Origin of the sequence: Actibacterium pelagium (assembly GCF_002285415.1) — a bacterium.
Taxonomy (GTDB): domain Bacteria; phylum Pseudomonadota; class Alphaproteobacteria; order Rhodobacterales; family Rhodobacteraceae; genus Actibacterium_B; species Actibacterium_B pelagium.
Genome location: NZ_NSBU01000007.1, coordinates 854,747 through 869,511, shown reverse-complemented (window position 1 = coordinate 869,511; position 14,765 = coordinate 854,747). Strand labels below are relative to the sequence as shown.

Sequence of the window (14,765 nt, the reverse complement as noted above, 5' to 3'; positions counted from 1 at the left end):
GTATATCCGATCCAGTATCTGGTGTGCAATCACTCAATGCTTTTCCGGGGTGATGGCGGCCCAGATCCACAGGGCAGCCAGACCAAAGGCAGCGACGGCATTCCAGCTGGCCATCGACAGGCCCAGCATTTCCCAGACAACCTCATCACACATGATGATCGTTTCCGGCGCGCTGAAGTCCAGAAGATCGCCACCTGTCATGCCTGAAAGGCTGCTGGCGTCACCAGTGCAGGATGTCGGGCCTTCCCACCATCCGCGTTCGACCCCGGTATGATAGACACCAATGCCGCCGGTCGTCAGCGCGGCAGCAGCACCCAAGAACGCCAATTGTCCGCGTTGTGTCAAAAGCGCGACCGCGCCGATAAGAATCGCCGCCGCGTGGGGCCAGCGCTGCCACAGACATAACTTACACGGGGCCAGCCCGCCGATGTACTGAAACCCAAAGGCGCCAAGCAGAAGGGCGGCAGAGCCCAAGGCGGCCAGGAAGATTTTTTGTTGTTGGGTCATAGATATTTCACCAAAGCAAAGCTGCCGATCAGCAGGATCAGGAAGATTGTAAATAGCAGGCCCAGACGCTTTTCAATGAAATCGCGGATCGGAGGGCCGAATTTCCACAAAAGACCTGCGACTACGAAGAAGCGCAATCCACGCGCTATGACGCTCGCCACCATGAATACGCCCAGGTTGAGGCCGGTAGAGCCCGAAAGGATTGTGATGACTTTGTAAGGGAAGGGGGTCACGCCCGCGAAAAGCACAGCCCATGCGCCATATTCATTATACTTGGCGCTGAATTCCTCGAAGTAGGCAGTCTTGCCGTAAAAATCGAGAACCGGGTAGCCGATCTGCTCGAAAAGGGCGAAGCCAATGTAATAGCCAAACAGCCCGCCCAAAACAGAAGACACCATGGCGACGCCGGCGATCAGCCATGCGCGCCTTGGCGTAGCAAGGACCATCGGAATGATAAGGACGTCCGGTGGAATCGGAAAAACGGAGCTTTCAACAAAGGCAACCAACGCCAAAGCCCAAAGGGCATAGCGTGTTTCAGCCAGTGAAAGTGTCCAATCATATAGCCTGCGGATCATGTCTTTGCCCTGTTTTGGTTGAGGCAGATGCACCATGACCGGGGTCGCAAGTCAAGTCAGACTCGAAACCTGCTTTTCCTGCGCTGATCAAGTTGCTAAACCCTGACGGACCGACGCAATGAGTCGTCTCGTTGCGCGGGCCCAAGTGGCGGAATGGTAGACGCAGGGGATTCAAAATCCCCCGATGGCAACATCGTGAGAGTTCGAATCTCTCCTTGGGCACCAAAAACAATCCGATTCGCAGCCATATTTCGTAGTTTGCAATCAATTCCCCTTAATTTGGCAGACTGTTGCGGCTTATTTCTTTGTTAAATCGATAAATCGCCATCTGGAATTTTGTAGGAAGGGGCAAGGCCACTTTGGTACCCGTCATTTTTCTGCTGGTTTATATACTTTCGTATACAGTTTGTGAAATATATAAAAAAAACAAACAGCTGCAGATTCTAGTTAAAGCGATCTTTCTTAAGTGACCGGGCTAATTCTTGAACATAATCGCCAAAAATTAGCGTCAAATAATTGCCCCAATTCACCCCAAAGATGCCTTTTTTGGTCACATTTTGGCCAATTTCCCCTTCTCCTCGGGATGCGTGAGTCGTATCCTTAACATGTCCTGATTGGATGGCTTCGGTCGCAGACGGTGGTACAAACACCGGAGTTATAGAGCCGGTAGGTGAGAAAAAAATTCGCCGCAATTTTTCAGCGGTATCAATCACTTCCTGCGGATAGAGGCCAGACAATCGCCAAGAATTCGCGGAGGCGAATTTACGGCAAAGGATAGCGTGAGACGGTCGGACGGCGTGAAGGCGCTTTATGACCAAAGCATTTATAAAGAGTTTTTTAGGTGAATTATGTTTCGCCGCTCGACCGTTGATCGCGTTTGGAAAAGTTTTGGGGTTTGCCCCGTGAGCGTTTATTTGAGTGAGTAGACAGATATGCCGTTTTTTACCCCCGGAACCTTGGTCGAGACACCAAGCGGTCAGCGCCCAATTCAAGAGCTAGGCACAGGTGACGTCGTTCTAAACAAGAAAGGCGTCGCGGTTCAGATCCGTTGGAAAAGTTCTGCAATGCTTAACTTCCACGAGCTTTATGGAAACCGGCATCTGTTGCCAGTGTTTATTCAGAAAAGTGCTCTGGGCCGGAACCTTCCGGAACGTGACATGGCCGTCAGCCAGAACACCTGGTTGGATGCGGAATGCTGCCAACGAGTTGGTGTTTTGATGATGGATGAAGATCGTGTCCCCGCGAAGAAACTTCTGGATGGACACGGAATACGGCGCGCCGACCCTGATGCTCTAAGCTATATCCACATTCATTTTGATCGGCATGAGATTATCAAAGCCAACGGTCTTTGGGTCGAGTGCTATAGCCCGCTAGATTCGGACAACGGCGTGCGCCGGAATGCACAGCGTACAGAGCTTTACGCAGTGTTCCCGGAAATGCGCGATAAGAAGGCAGATACGTTCAGCCGCAAGCCCGTCGTTATTCGTAGCTTCTGGGGTAAACTAAAGGCGATTTGACGCCTTCCAGCAATCCCACGCCTCTGGCGTATCCAAGTCAATCAGCGCCGCTTCCCCAGGAAGCGGCGTTTTTACGATCCGATCCTTGTTCTGTTTTAGAATAGCGCGCGCGCCTTCGTCGCCAGTAAGTGTCGCGAAGCGTTCAATCAGGTCTTGTGGGAAGATAACCGGGTGCCCGGGAGTGCCATCTTCGGCAGCACCTCTGACAATCGAGTTAGGGTTTCCCTCGTATGTCAGCCAAACCGTGTCGAGAAGCTCTTTGGTAAGTTCAGGCATATCGCAAGGCAAGACCATGATGGGCCCGGGGATATCGAGCTGACTGACAGCGCGAAAGGATGCGGACATCCCCTGATCGGCGCCTGGAACCTCTATGATGTTCAGCTTGTCTCGAAGGTGCTGCAACACCTTAAGTCGTTTGGGTCGATCTGGTGGCAGCGTCACAAGGACGTTGTCCGCGACGGCTAGAGCGTTTTTTGCCTGCCGTGCGATGATAGGGGTGCCGTCTATAAGTTCGAGCAGCTTGTCGCGACCGCCCATCCGGCGCGAAGCGCCCGCTGCGAGTAGGAGAACAGTTCTTTGATCCATGGCTCAACAAGAGCACAAGAAATTATGCTGGGCAACGCAGCTTACTGGTCTGTCCCGCAAAGACCTTTTTCAAGCGAGGATCCTGCCGGTCCATGCGCGCGCACTTCAAGTGTGCCAGAGCTTTTGCGGATAGAGAAGCTAACGCTGCTTTCGTCGCGAAGCTGCGTGAAATCCTGCGTTCCCATACCAGCCACTGCGATCGTATCCGCCGATTGATCGCCAAACAAAACGGTTCCGATATCTTCTTCCGTGTCATGAACCAGCTGGAACATGAAGGGCGGTTCGTTTGCCTCGCAGCTGCCCGAAGAACAATTCTGATCAATCTTGCAGGCGTAGATGATTTTCACGGCACCTTGGGCTGAGGCGGCAAAGGGAAAAGCGGTTAGAGCGCACGCAAGAAGGATCCGTTTCATAAGGTTCTCCGTTAACCTGTTGATCGCGCTCAGGGCTTTTGAACGCCTTGAAACGATTTCCCTGTGTTTATGAAGGCGGATTATGACCAAATACGTTTGAATCATGGTCACAAATTTGGCCTTTTGGGCGGCCTGTGAATAAGTTTTTTAAAGCCTAGATGAATCAATTATTTAGTCGTTAAAGAAACTCGGCCCCTCTTGCGAGAATGCCAATCGGCTTCGGCTCTTGTTCTGGCAGGCGATGCATGCCTGTTAGCGCCTAACATATTAACGATATTTCTGGATTTTGCTGTGGCGTGTTACTCTATGGTTTCCTATAAACCCTTTGCTGAAACCGATTTATGGAGCAAAGAGATGGCACAGTGGCAAAAAACTGACTGGCGCAACAAGCCCAGAGTTCAGATGCCCGAATATACGGACTCTGCAGCGCTGGAGGCCGCGGAGGCTCAGCTTGCAAAGTATCCGCCGCTGGTCTTTGCAGGCGAAGCACGCGCCCTTCGCGCAAAATTGGCTGCCGCATCGCGCGGCGAGGCCTTCCTGTTGCAGGGCGGCGATTGCGCGGAAAGCTTTGGTGAATTTTCCGCCGACACGATCCGCGACACCTTCAAGGTGATGCTGCAGATGGCGATGGTACTGACCTACGGCGCGAAAGTGCCGGTCATCAAGGTGGGACGCGTTGCGGGCCAGTTCGCGAAACCGCGTTCTGCGCCGACGGAAACCAAGGGTGGGGTAGAGCTGCCGTCCTATCGTGGCGATATCATCAACGGCTTTGACTTCACTCCCGAAGACCGTGTGCCCGATCCGAACCGTATGTTACAGGCCTACACACAGGCGGCCGCGTCGCTAAACCTTCTGCGGGCATTCTCGCAAGGTGGTTTCGCCGATATGCATCACGTCCATTCCTGGACACTGGGCTTTACCGATAGCGAGAAAGCCGAGCGTTACCGCGATATGGCAAACCGCATTTCGGATACGCTGGACTTCATGAACGCGGCCGGCATGAATTCTGACAACTCCGACAGCATGCGGACTGTGAACTTTTACACGTCGCACGAAGCGCTTCTGTTGGAATATGAAGAGGCGCTGACGCGTGTCGATTCCACTAGCGGCAACTGGGTTGCTGGCTCTGGTCACATGATTTGGATCGGCGACCGGACCCGTCAACCCGACGGTGCGCATGTTGAGTTCTGTAAGGGCGTAATCAACCCGATCGGCTTGAAATGCGGCCCGACCACTTCAGCGGATGACCTGAAACACTTGATGGCAACCCTGAACCCGGAAAACGAAGCGGGTCGTCTGACCCTGATCGCACGTTTCGGTGCGGGCAATGTGGGTGATCACCTGCCACGCCTGATCAAGGCCGTTCAGGAAGAAGGCGCTAATGTCGTCTGGAGCTGTGATCCCATGCACGGCAACACCATCAAGTCGGCAACTGGCTATAAGACGCGCCCGTTCGACAATGTTCTTGGTGAAGTTCAGGAATTCTTTGGCGTTCACGCGGCCGAGGGGACGATCCCCGGTGGTGTGCATTTCGAGATGACCGGCAAAGACGTAACCGAATGCACCGGCGGTATTCGTGCGATCACTGACGAAGATCTGTCGGACCGGTACCACACCGCCTGCGATCCGCGCCTGAATGCTTCGCAATCGCTGGAACTGGCCTTCCTGGTTGCTGAAGAATTGTCAAAGCGTCACGACTCGGCGAAACAGGCCGCCGTGAACACCTAAGATTTCACGACCCGCAGAAATGGCGTGACGTCAGTTTTTGCGGGTTTGTGGTCGAACTTGGCCGGGTCTTCATTGAACTCGGTAAATGCCTCCTCGATCAGAGGGGGCATTTTTTCTGGCCGCTTTTCAAGCGGTGCCAGATTGCGCGTGGTCACCGTTTGAATTGTGAAGTTCCTCATCGAAGGCGCATCTTTTTTCTCGACCTGTAAACATCCCAAGGCCCTTCTGACAGATCCCTTAGCATCTTTCAGGGGCAACAGGATCAGACCTCCGGACAGATTAAATTTGGACTGACCATTAGGTCCTTTCGAGAACAGGCGCATTCTGACAACCTGCGGGCGCTCAAAGGCATTTTCGACGAGATTGCGAGCAGCCGTACGATCGGCGCCGTCAAACAGGCTGACAAACGGCATGCTGCGTGGGTCCATCCCGATCAGCTGTTCAACCACTTTGCCGGCAAGCCGGAAGCGAACTGCGCCAGCGCCTAGCTTTTCAATATAGAAAACATTGTCCAAAGCTCGTTCGAGGCCGCGTGGATCAATCTGATCGCGAAAAGGGGCCGAGGCCCCATCACGAAGCGCTTCCCAATAGGATTCCACTTCGTTCAGCAAATGGAAATGTTCAGCATTTCTATATTGCATTAAATCAATCACCTGATCACGCATAGCACCACGGTCCGCGACAGGACCCCCTTGTCGTTGTCTCTGTCGTTGTCGCGAACTTAATGCTCTGTTAACGCTACTTCGACACTCGTTACTCAATTGTTAATTTCTCATAAACGCGGTCCAAATCGGGAGAAAACTTTCCAAATGGTTAATCAGCCTCCTAAAAATCTTCATTCGATGACTGGTTATGCGTCTTTGACCGGGCAGGGGTTTGGGCACAGTTGGGTGTGGGAGTTGCGTAGTGTGAATGCGCGGGGGCTGGATCTTCGGCCGCGATTGCCCGATTGGATCGAAGGGTTAGAGCCTGCAGTGCGAACTGCGTTGAAGGGCAAGGTTGCGCGTGGCAACCTAAGCCTGTCTTTGAAGATCGGCAAAGATGCCGAAGCGGCGATGACTGTTGTGAACCAGTCAGCACTGGAAGAAGTGCTTGCCCAGATAAAACAGGTGGAAACCGCCGGTTTGGAAGGGGCAGACCTTGACCTTGCCCCGACAACGGCGCTTGCGATTTTGAACCAACGCGGTGTGCTAGAGCAGGCCACGACCACCGACGATACGGCACCCCTTCGTGATGCTCTGTTGGAAGAGTTTGCGCAGTTGGTCGACAGTTTCAACGCGATGCGGAAAACCGAAGGTGATACGCTTCACGATATTCTTAGTGGTCAGATTGAGCGGATCGAAACGCTAAATTCCGAGGCCACACAAGAAGCATCGGCCCGTAAAGAGACATGGTCTGCGACCATCAAAGCCAACCTTGAAAAAGCGCTTGAAGGGGTCAGCACAGCGGATCCGGAACGTGTGGCACAGGAACTGGCATTAATCGTCGTTAAGACTGATGTTACAGAAGAACTGGATCGCTTGACCGCCCATATAGCGACGGCGCGTGAATTGCTGGCTATTAAAGAGCCTGTCGGCCGAAAGCTGGATTTTCTGACGCAAGAGTTCAATAGAGAGGCCAACACCCTGTGTTCGAAGTCTCAGTCAAAAGAACTGACCCGGATCGGCCTTGACCTTAAAGTCGTGATCGATCAGATGCGCGAACAAGTACAGAATGTGGAGTGAATGATGCAGGACCGCCGCGGCCTTTTGATCATCCTTTCGTCGCCCTCGGGTGCAGGTAAATCCACCTTGGCCAAACGGCTGATGAAATGGGACGACACGCTTAGCTTTTCAGTCTCGGCCACCACGCGCGCCCCGCGTGAGGGTGAGGTGGACGGGCAGGATTATTATTTCCTTTCAGAAGAAGAGTTTAAACGTCAGGTTGCAGACGGGGAAATGTTGGAACACGCCTATGTGTTTGGCAACTATTACGGATCTCCGAAGGCGCCTGTGAAGGAAGCAATTGAAAGCGGCAGAGACGTTCTGTTCGACGTCGACTGGCAAGGAGAGCTGCAGATCCGAAACTCTGATCTGGCTCCTCATGCCCTGTCTATCTTTCTTCTGCCGCCGTCGATTACCGAATTGCACCGTCGCCTTGTGGAACGTGGCAAGGACAGCGAAGACGTCATCCAACGCCGCATGGACAAAAGTTGGACCGAAATCAGCCATTGGGGATACTATGATTTCGTTCTGGTGAACGAGGATCTGGACAAGACCGAAGCGCAGCTTCGGACCATTGTGGAAGCAACACGACTGAAGCGCGCGCAACAACCCGGACTGCTTGGCCATGTCCGTCAACTTCAGCAAGAATTCGAGGACAAAAAATGACGTTGTATGCCCTGAAAAACCGCGCGCCGATTTTGCCTGAGGACAGAGATTTCTGGGTTGCGCCAGATGCTAATGTGATCGGCGAAGTGCTGATTGAAAGCGGCGTCTCTGTCTGGTTCGGAGCGACATTGCGTGGGGATAACGAGCCAATAACACTTGGCGCGGGCACCAATGTTCAGGAAAACTGCGTCTTTCATACCGATATGGGCTATCCGCTAACCATCGGCCATAATTGCACCATCGGACATAAGGCTATGCTTCATGGCTGCACGATCGGCAACCAAAGCCTGATCGGGATGGGGGCAACTGTTCTGAACGGAGCGAAGATCGGAAATAACTGCCTGATCGGGGCGGGGGCGCTTATCCCCGAAGGGAAGGTGATTCCGGACGGCAGCCTTGTCATGGGAATGCCGGGAAAGGTTGTTCGGGAACTTGACCAGAACGCAATCGACGGGCTGTTTCAATCAGCCAAGCACTATCAGGACCGGATGCGTTTGTTCCGGGACGGCTTGGAAAAAATAAGCTAGTGCGGCGCGCGCTGCTCTAGTTTCACCTGAACGTCGGGGCAAATCATCTGCAATTCTTGCAAGACCAGTGTTGGCTCTGGCAGTGATGGCGCAATCACTGTCAGGGCACCGGTGTAATCCGCCAGATTTAATTCTTCGGCCAGCTCCATCGCGTCAAACGTGTCTGAGAACAGTGGAGTAATGATCTCGCGGGTTTCCGGAGCTCTAGAAAGAACTGCGTGGATATAGACCAGCGGCAAGCTTTCTACCCGATCTTTCAATCGGCTTCGCAAGGGCGCAGGTAAGTCCATGATTGTCGTGCCGACCAACAACGTGATCGGGTCCAGCACGGTGGGCTGCGCCAACAAATTAAGAGCCGGGTTCTTTTTCATTCGCTACGCCGTCGCGCTAAGTTTCATCTTTAAGTGGAACTTTACTATCACCCATTACGGAAAAAGATGACAGAATAAAGTTGGTTTAAACTCTACTAAACTTTTAAGACATTACCAGATGATTAAGCGGAGACTTATTTCGTCAATTTGCTGTTCTTGTGTCAAACGATTTACTTTTCCATGTAATTCGCCAAAGGTCCGCGAAAGGTAATCCATCGGTGAACGCGACATGACACAAACTATTCCCGTCGATGTTTTGGACGCTTTGCCTGTTCCGGTCGTCCTTGTTTCCGGGCGCGAACGGGTCAGCGCAATGAACAAACAGGCAGAGGAATTGTTCGGAACTGGAAGTGTTGGCAGGCACTTCATAACAGTATTGCGGCACCCAGAGTTGCTGGACTGCGTAGAGGACACGCTAAGGCTTCAACAGGTGCGCAAAGTTCGCTTTCTCACCTCTGAGGTGAACCGTGAGGCGACCTATAATGTGACGGCGTCACCCGTGGCCGATGGCACTTCATGGGGCGCGGCGGTGGTGTTTGAAGACGTCACCGAAAGAGAGCAGGCGGGTCAAATTCGACGTGATTTCGTGGCGAATGTCAGCCATGAGCTGAAAACGCCTCTAACAGCGTTGCTTGGGTTCATAGAGACTTTGCGCGGTCCCGCCAAAGATGATGCAGCAGCGCGCGATCGTTTCCTAGGCATCATGGAGAAAGAGGCCGAGCGCATGAACCGTTTGGTTCGCGACCTTCTTCAGCTAAGCCGGGTGGAAAGCGAAGAGAGGATGCGTCCAGACGAGAAGGTTGATGTGAGTGGTCTTTTGAAATCCACGATCACCGGGCTTCGCAAGCTGTCACTTGATCATGGAAATGAGGTGGAACTGATCGGGGCCAAAAACGAGGTGTTCGTGCGTGGCGATCCGGACCAGTTGACCCAGGTATTCACCAACCTAATCGAAAACGGCATCAAGTATGGCAAAGTGGGCGGACTCGTTCAGGTGCGATTGGTCAAGGTCGAACGGGAAATTGCGTTTCGTGGTCCGGCCGTCCATATCGAAGTCATGGATGATGGAGAGGGTTTCGATCCCGTCCATATTCCCCGTCTGACCGAGCGGTTCTATCGGGTCGACAGTCACCGCTCTCGCGAGAAGGGGGGTACGGGTCTTGGCCTCGCAATCGTAAAGCACATTGTGAATCGGCATCGGGGCCGATTCCGTATCGAAAGCAAGCCGGGAAAAGGCAGCAAATTCACCGTCATTTTGCCGATGACCTAACGTCAGATCTCTGCAAAGAATTGCCTGTTTGTCTAAATTTTCGTCAGAAAACCCGCATTGTCATAAAACAGTTACACAAGTGTCACAAAAGCCTTAACAGCGCTGCTTAGGACCCGCGGCAAGGTCTCTGACTAAGGGGCCAAGAAATGACATCAGGAGCTACAAATGTCCTTCGTGAAACTGACCGCCTCTGCTCTGGCGATTGCCACCGTTTCGGCCACTGCTGCTGCCGCACGTGACAACGTTCAGGTTGCTGGTTCTTCTACCGTACTGCCTTACGCCTCGATCGTGGCAGAGCTGTTCGGCGACAACACCGATTTCCCGACACCGGTTGTTGAATCGGGCGGTTCGTCGGCTGGCCTGAAGCGCTTCTGCGAAGGCGTTGGCGAAAACACCATCGACGTTGCTAACGCATCGCGCGCCATTCGCGAAAAAGAGATCAAAGCTTGCGCCGAGAACGGCGTGACCGAGATCATCGAAGTCCGCATCGGTTACGACGGGATCGTCTTCGCGTCGGACATCAACGGCTTCAACTTTGAATTCACCCCGTCGGACTGGTTCAACGCTCTGGCACCGAAAATCCTTGTTGACGGTCAACTGGTCGACAACCCGAACACCACCTGGGACCAGGTAAACGACGCGTTCCCGGCACAGCCGATCGCTGCGTTCATCCCGGGCACCAAGCACGGCACTCGTGAAGTTTTCGAAGAAAAAGTAATCGCTGCTGGTTGTGAAGCCACCGGTGCTTTTGAAGCAATGCAAGCCGCGGGCATGTCGGAAGACGATGCAGAAGATGCATGTCTGGCAGTGCGCACCGACGGTCTGTCGGTCGACATCGACGGTGACTACACCGAGACCCTGGCACGTATCCAAGCCAACAAAGACGGCATCGGCGTCTTCGGTCTGGCATTCTACGAAAACAACACTGACAAGCTGCAAGTCGCGACCATGTCTGGTGTTGTTCCGACCACCGAGACAATCGCCGAAGGCGTTTACCCGGTTTCGCGTCCGCTGTTCTTCTACGTGAAGAAAGCGCACATCGGTGTAATTCCCGGCCTGAAAGAATTCGCTCAGTTCTTCGTTGCTGACGAAATTGCAGGCGGCGAAGGCCCGCTGGCCCAGTACGGTCTGGTTGCTGACCCAGAACTGGCCGCGACCCAAGAAGCCGTTGATGGCGAAGTCGTCATGGGCAAAGACATGTAATTTGGCGCCAAGCCAGATTTTCAGGGGCGGCATATTTCGTCGCCCCTTTGACCTTTTAGGACCTTTTTAAAACAACTGCTCTCTGGAGGCACGATGCCACTACTTTGGCTCACTCTGATAGTGTTGGCGATTGCAGGCGCGGGGTACGTGCTTGGCCGATCGCGAGCTTTGGCAAGTGCGGGGGGCGATAGCCGTCACCTGCACTCTTTGCCGTCTTATTACGGTGCGAACGTCGCGCTGAAGTCTGTGGTTCCCGCCATAGGGGTGATGATCCTATGGCTTCTGCTTCAGCCCTTGTACGTGGGTTCGCAGGTTTCGGGTACGATCCCTGATAGTGCCGTCGCAGAGGGCTCTTCTCGCAGTTTGGTGATGGCAGAGGTGCGACGCACTGCTGATGGCCTTAAGAACGCGGTTGCCCTTGGTGAAATGACAACAGAGTTCGCCACCGATCCCGATGCGGATCTGGCCGAAGTGACGCAAAGCCTGAAGGACGCGGGCCAGATTGTAACTGCAGATGTGACGCAGGACATTCTGCGTGGTGCTCAGAAATACCGCGCCATGAATGCGACCGGCTACTTCGTGATGAGCGGGCTTGTCATCCTGATTGCGTTGGCTGGGGTCTTTTTCGGACTTCGTGAAACCCAAAAGGAATTTCGTGCCCGTAACGTGGTTGAGGCCGGCCTGAAAGCCATTTTGATAGGCGCCGCTTCTATCGCGATCCTAACCACCGTCGGCATCGTCTTGTCGTTGGTTTTCAATACGCTCGAGTTCTTCCGTCTGTATCCATTCATGGATTTCTTCTTCGGAACCAAGTGGGCGCCCAGCTTCTCGGGACGTGGGGGCGCTTCGGACCTTGGCATCCTGCCGCTACTATGGGGGACGTTCTACATCTCTATTGTCGCCCTGACGGTTGCGGTTCCGATCGGCCTGTTCGCGGCGATTTACCTAAGCGAATATGCGTCGCCACGCCTGCGTGCTGTGGCCAAGCCATTGCTAGAGGTTCTGGCCGGTATCCCGACCATCGTTTACGGTCTCTTTGCGCTGCTGACGGTTGGTCCGCTGCTGGTGAAGTTCTTCGGTGACGATGGGCTAGGCTGGATGCAATCGGGCACCGCCGTGATGACTGCGGGCTTGGTGATGGGGGTCATGCTGATCCCGTTTGTAAGCTCTCTGTCTGATGACATCATCAATGCCGTACCGCAGGCGATGCGCGACGGTTCCTATGGTTTGGGTGCAACCCAGTCCGAGACCATTCGACAAGTTGTCCTGCCCGCAGCGCTGCCTGGCATCGTTGGTGCGATCCTGCTGGCGGCCTCGCGCGCTATTGGTGAGACGATGATCGTGGTTCTTGGGGCAGGGGCCGCGGCCCGGCTTAGCATGAACCCCTTTGATGCGATGACCACTGTCACCGCCAAGATCGTCAGCCAGCTGACGGGCGACGCTGACTTCGCCTCGCCCGAGGCACTGGTGGCGTTCGCCCTTGGCATGACCCTATTCGTTCTGACCTTGGGTCTGAACGTTCTCGCCCTCTACATCGTGCGCAAATACCGGGAGCAGTACGAATGACCGACGCAACCGCCCAAAGCCCCGAACCGCGTAAGCAAAGCTCGCTGATATCTTCAGATGCGCGGACCGCCAAGCGCAACGCAGCAGAAAAGCGTTTCCGTGCTTATGGTCTTACCGCGATCTTGATGGGCCTCGCCTTCTTGGTGGTTCTCTTCGTGTCTATCGTGCGTTCTGGCATGCCGGCCTTCACACGGACCGTCGTGGATGTTGAATTTGTGCTGACGCAGGAACAATTCGACGCGTCTGAGAAAGAGCTATTCAAGACCAAAGCCTACTCGAACCTCTTTATCGCAGAGCTTCAGGATCAACTGACCGCCAGCGGCCTGTCGATTGATTTCGATGCCAAAGCGATTGAACGCCTTCTGGGCAAGGTCGGCGGCACGCTTCGTGAGCATTACAAGGCAAACGCAGCCGATTTGGGTAAACCTGTCCAGTTCGAGCTGGCAGCCTCCAGCCGCGTCGATGGTTATTTCAAGGGGCGCGTAAGCCGTGACACGCTGCAAGACAGCCGCTTCCTGATGCTGAGTGACCTTGATCTGGTCGACGCGCTGGAAGAAGTCGGAATCATCAAGCAAGCCTTCAACTGGACCTTTGTCACCGGCGCAGACTCGGGCGTGGACAACCCCGGTGGGGCGGGTATTGGTGCCTCTGTCGTGGGGTCGTTCTTTATGATGATCGTGGTGCTTGTGCTGTCGCTGCCCATTGGTGTCGCCGCCTCGATATATCTTGAAGAGTTCGCGCCGCAGAACAGGCTGACTGACCTGATCGAAGTGAATATTTCTAACCTTGCGGCGGTTCCGTCGATTGTCTTCGGTATCCTTGGTCTGGCTGTCTTCATCCAGTTCATGCACCTGCCGCAATCCGCGCCGCTTGTCGGTGGCTTGGTTCTGACCCTGATGACCTTGCCGACGATCATCATCTCGACCCGTGCGTCGTTGAAATCGGTTCCGCCGTCGATCCGTGACGCGGCACTGGGGGTAGGGGCCTCGAAAATGCAGGCCGTGTTCCACCACGTGCTGCCCTTGGCCATGCCGGGCATCCTGACGGGTACCATTATCGGTCTGGCTCAGGCTTTGGGCGAAACCGCACCGCTTCTTTTGATCGGCATGGTGGGCTTTGTGGCCCGCGGCTATCCGGAAGGTATTGTCGCTGGTTTCACCGAGGCGAACTCGGCCATGCCAGCCCAGATTTACACCTGGGCGGCCCGTGCAGACGTCAGCTTCTACGAGAAAGCCTGGGGCGGGATCATCGTCCTACTGGCATTCCTGCTGACCATGAATATCATTGCCATCATCCTGCGTCGCCGCTTTGAGCGTCGCTGGTAAGGGAAATACCCATGAACGATATGCGAATTCTGGAGAGAAAAGTGGCCGCTAACGACATCAAGATCTCCGCGAGCAACACTCAGGTTTACTATGGTGACAACCATGCGATCAAAGATGTGAGCATCGAGATCGAGGATAAAACCGTCACCGCTTTCATCGGCCCGTCGGGCTGCGGTAAGTCGACCTTCCTGCGCTGCCTGAACCGAATGAATGACACGATCGACATTTGTCGTGTCGAAGGCGACATCCTGTTGGATGGTGAAGACATCTATGACAAACGCGTCGATCCGGTGCAGCTTCGTGCGAAGGTTGGCATGGTGTTCCAGAAGCCGAACCCGTTCCCCAAGTCGATCTATGACAACATCGCCTATGGTCCCCGTATCCACGGTCTGGCCAACAGCAAAGCTGATCTAGACGTCATCGTGGAGAAGTCCCTTCGTCGCGGCGCAATCTGGGATGAGGTCAAAGACCGTCTGCACGCACCAGGCACTGGACTTTCTGGTGGCCAGCAACAGCGCCTGTGTATTGCGCGCGCCGTCGCGACAGAGCCTGAGGTTCTGTTGATGGACGAGCCTTGCTCGGCCCTGGACCCGATTGCAACTGCGCAAGTCGAAGAACTGATCGACGAACTTCGTGTCAGTTATTCGGTGGTGATCGTCACACACTCGATGCAGCAAGCCGCCCGTGTGAGCCAGAAGACCGCCTTCTTCCACTTGGGGAACCTCGTGGAATACGGCGACACCGGCCAGATCTTTACCAACCCCAAAGATCCGCGCACTGAAAGCTATATTACCGGCCGTATTGGCTAA

General features: G+C 54.3%; 17 protein-coding genes and 1 tRNA gene. 11 read left to right on the top strand and 7 right to left on the bottom strand.

Translation table 11 applies throughout. The annotated features are described in order from the left end of the window. Positions 1-33: 33 nt before the first annotated feature. Together CLM58_RS13190 and CLM58_RS13185 are read right to left on the bottom strand one after the other, a co-directional pair. Positions 34-507, bottom strand: coding sequence for a disulfide bond formation protein B (locus tag CLM58_RS13190; RefSeq protein ID WP_095596361.1), 474 nt, complete (start codon positions 505-507; stop codon positions 34-36). Then, positions 504-1,082, bottom strand: a complete 579-nt coding sequence (locus CLM58_RS13185) for a YqaA family protein (RefSeq protein WP_095597105.1) — start codon at positions 1,080-1,082, stop codon at positions 504-506. Before CLM58_RS13185 ends, CLM58_RS13190 begins: the two co-directional genes overlap by 4 nt. 139 nt (positions 1,083-1,221) lie before the next feature. Here CLM58_RS13185 and CLM58_RS13180 point away from each other — a divergent pair. Then, positions 1,222-1,307: transfer RNA gene (locus CLM58_RS13180), tRNA-Leu, on the top strand. A gap of 218 nt (positions 1,308-1,525) precedes the next feature. Here CLM58_RS13180 and CLM58_RS17030 read toward each other — a convergent pair. Continuing rightward, positions 1,526-1,819: a hypothetical protein gene (locus tag CLM58_RS17030; RefSeq protein ID WP_143226570.1), complete on the bottom strand. Its 294-nt coding sequence runs from the start codon at positions 1,817-1,819 to the stop codon at positions 1,526-1,528. A gap of 195 nt (positions 1,820-2,014) precedes the next feature. Between CLM58_RS17030 and CLM58_RS13175 the strand changes: the two genes are divergently transcribed. Next, positions 2,015-2,599 (top strand): Hint domain-containing protein, encoded by a 585-nt coding sequence (locus tag CLM58_RS13175; protein ID WP_095596360.1) that lies wholly within the window; start codon positions 2,015-2,017, stop codon positions 2,597-2,599. Here the strand turns inward: CLM58_RS13175 and CLM58_RS13170 are convergent. Together CLM58_RS13170 and CLM58_RS13165 are read right to left on the bottom strand one after the other, a co-directional pair. Beyond that, on the bottom strand, positions 2,585-3,184 hold the full coding sequence (locus CLM58_RS13170; protein WP_095596359.1) for a nucleotidyltransferase family protein: 600 nt from the start codon (positions 3,182-3,184) through the stop codon (positions 2,585-2,587). The two genes, CLM58_RS13175 and CLM58_RS13170, sit on opposite strands and share 15 nt — an antisense overlap. Positions 3,185-3,225: 41 nt before the next feature. After that, positions 3,226-3,597, bottom strand: coding sequence for a hypothetical protein (locus CLM58_RS13165; RefSeq protein ID WP_095596358.1), 372 nt, complete (start codon positions 3,595-3,597; stop codon positions 3,226-3,228). Between the two features lie 354 nt (positions 3,598-3,951). Between CLM58_RS13165 and CLM58_RS13160 the strand changes: the two genes are divergently transcribed. Next, positions 3,952-5,325 carry a class II 3-deoxy-7-phosphoheptulonate synthase gene (locus CLM58_RS13160; RefSeq protein WP_095597104.1) on the top strand — a complete coding sequence of 458 codons (1,374 nt, stop codon included), beginning with the start codon at positions 3,952-3,954 and terminating at the stop codon, positions 5,323-5,325. Here CLM58_RS13160 and CLM58_RS13155 read toward each other — a convergent pair. Beyond that, positions 5,322-5,990, bottom strand: coding sequence for a PAS domain-containing protein (locus CLM58_RS13155; protein WP_095596357.1), 669 nt, complete (start codon positions 5,988-5,990; stop codon positions 5,322-5,324). The two genes, CLM58_RS13160 and CLM58_RS13155, sit on opposite strands and share 4 nt — an antisense overlap. A gap of 177 nt (positions 5,991-6,167) precedes the next feature. On the opposite strand from CLM58_RS13155, the gene CLM58_RS13150 reads away from it, so the two are divergent. Genes CLM58_RS13150 through CLM58_RS13140 form a run of 3 tightly spaced genes read left to right on the top strand, consistent with a single transcriptional unit; the run spans position 6,168 to position 8,221 of the window. After that, entirely contained in the window at positions 6,168-7,049 is an 882-nt protein-coding gene (locus CLM58_RS13150; RefSeq protein ID WP_095596356.1) for a YicC/YloC family endoribonuclease, read from the top strand. A 3-nt stretch (positions 7,050-7,052) separates the two neighbouring features. Continuing rightward, positions 7,053-7,694, top strand: a complete 642-nt coding sequence (gene gmk / locus CLM58_RS13145) for a guanylate kinase (RefSeq protein ID WP_095597103.1) — start codon at positions 7,053-7,055, stop codon at positions 7,692-7,694. Further along, positions 7,691-8,221, top strand: coding sequence for a gamma carbonic anhydrase family protein (locus CLM58_RS13140; RefSeq protein WP_095596355.1), 531 nt, complete (start codon positions 7,691-7,693; stop codon positions 8,219-8,221). Before gmk ends, CLM58_RS13140 begins: the two co-directional genes overlap by 4 nt. On the opposite strand, the gene CLM58_RS13135 is transcribed toward CLM58_RS13140, so the two are convergent. Next, positions 8,218-8,592 (bottom strand): hypothetical protein, encoded by a 375-nt coding sequence (locus tag CLM58_RS13135; protein ID WP_095596354.1) that lies wholly within the window; start codon positions 8,590-8,592, stop codon positions 8,218-8,220. The genes CLM58_RS13140 and CLM58_RS13135 overlap by 4 nt on opposite strands. A 229-nt stretch (positions 8,593-8,821) precedes the next feature. Here CLM58_RS13135 and CLM58_RS13130 point away from each other — a divergent pair, with 229 nt between their 5' ends. The 5 genes from CLM58_RS13130 (at position 8,822) to pstB (ending at position 14,765) form a co-directional block, all read left to right on the top strand. After that, positions 8,822-9,862, top strand: coding sequence for an ATP-binding protein (locus CLM58_RS13130; RefSeq protein ID WP_095596353.1), 1,041 nt, complete (start codon positions 8,822-8,824; stop codon positions 9,860-9,862). Positions 9,863-10,027: 165 nt separating this feature from the next. Further along, positions 10,028-11,065: a substrate-binding domain-containing protein gene (locus tag CLM58_RS13125; protein ID WP_095596352.1), complete on the top strand. Its 1,038-nt coding sequence runs from the start codon at positions 10,028-10,030 to the stop codon at positions 11,063-11,065. A gap of 93 nt (positions 11,066-11,158) precedes the next feature. Further along, entirely contained in the window at positions 11,159-12,631 is a 1,473-nt protein-coding gene (gene pstC, locus CLM58_RS13120; RefSeq protein ID WP_095596351.1) for a phosphate ABC transporter permease subunit PstC, read from the top strand. Beyond that, entirely contained in the window at positions 12,628-13,956 is a 1,329-nt protein-coding gene (pstA, locus tag CLM58_RS13115) for a phosphate ABC transporter permease PstA (protein ID WP_095596350.1), read from the top strand. Before pstC ends, pstA begins: the two co-directional genes overlap by 4 nt. Positions 13,957-13,976: 20 nt before the next feature. Beyond that, on the top strand, positions 13,977-14,765 hold the full coding sequence (gene pstB / locus CLM58_RS13110) for a phosphate ABC transporter ATP-binding protein PstB (protein WP_373286797.1): 789 nt from the start codon (positions 13,977-13,979) through the stop codon (positions 14,763-14,765).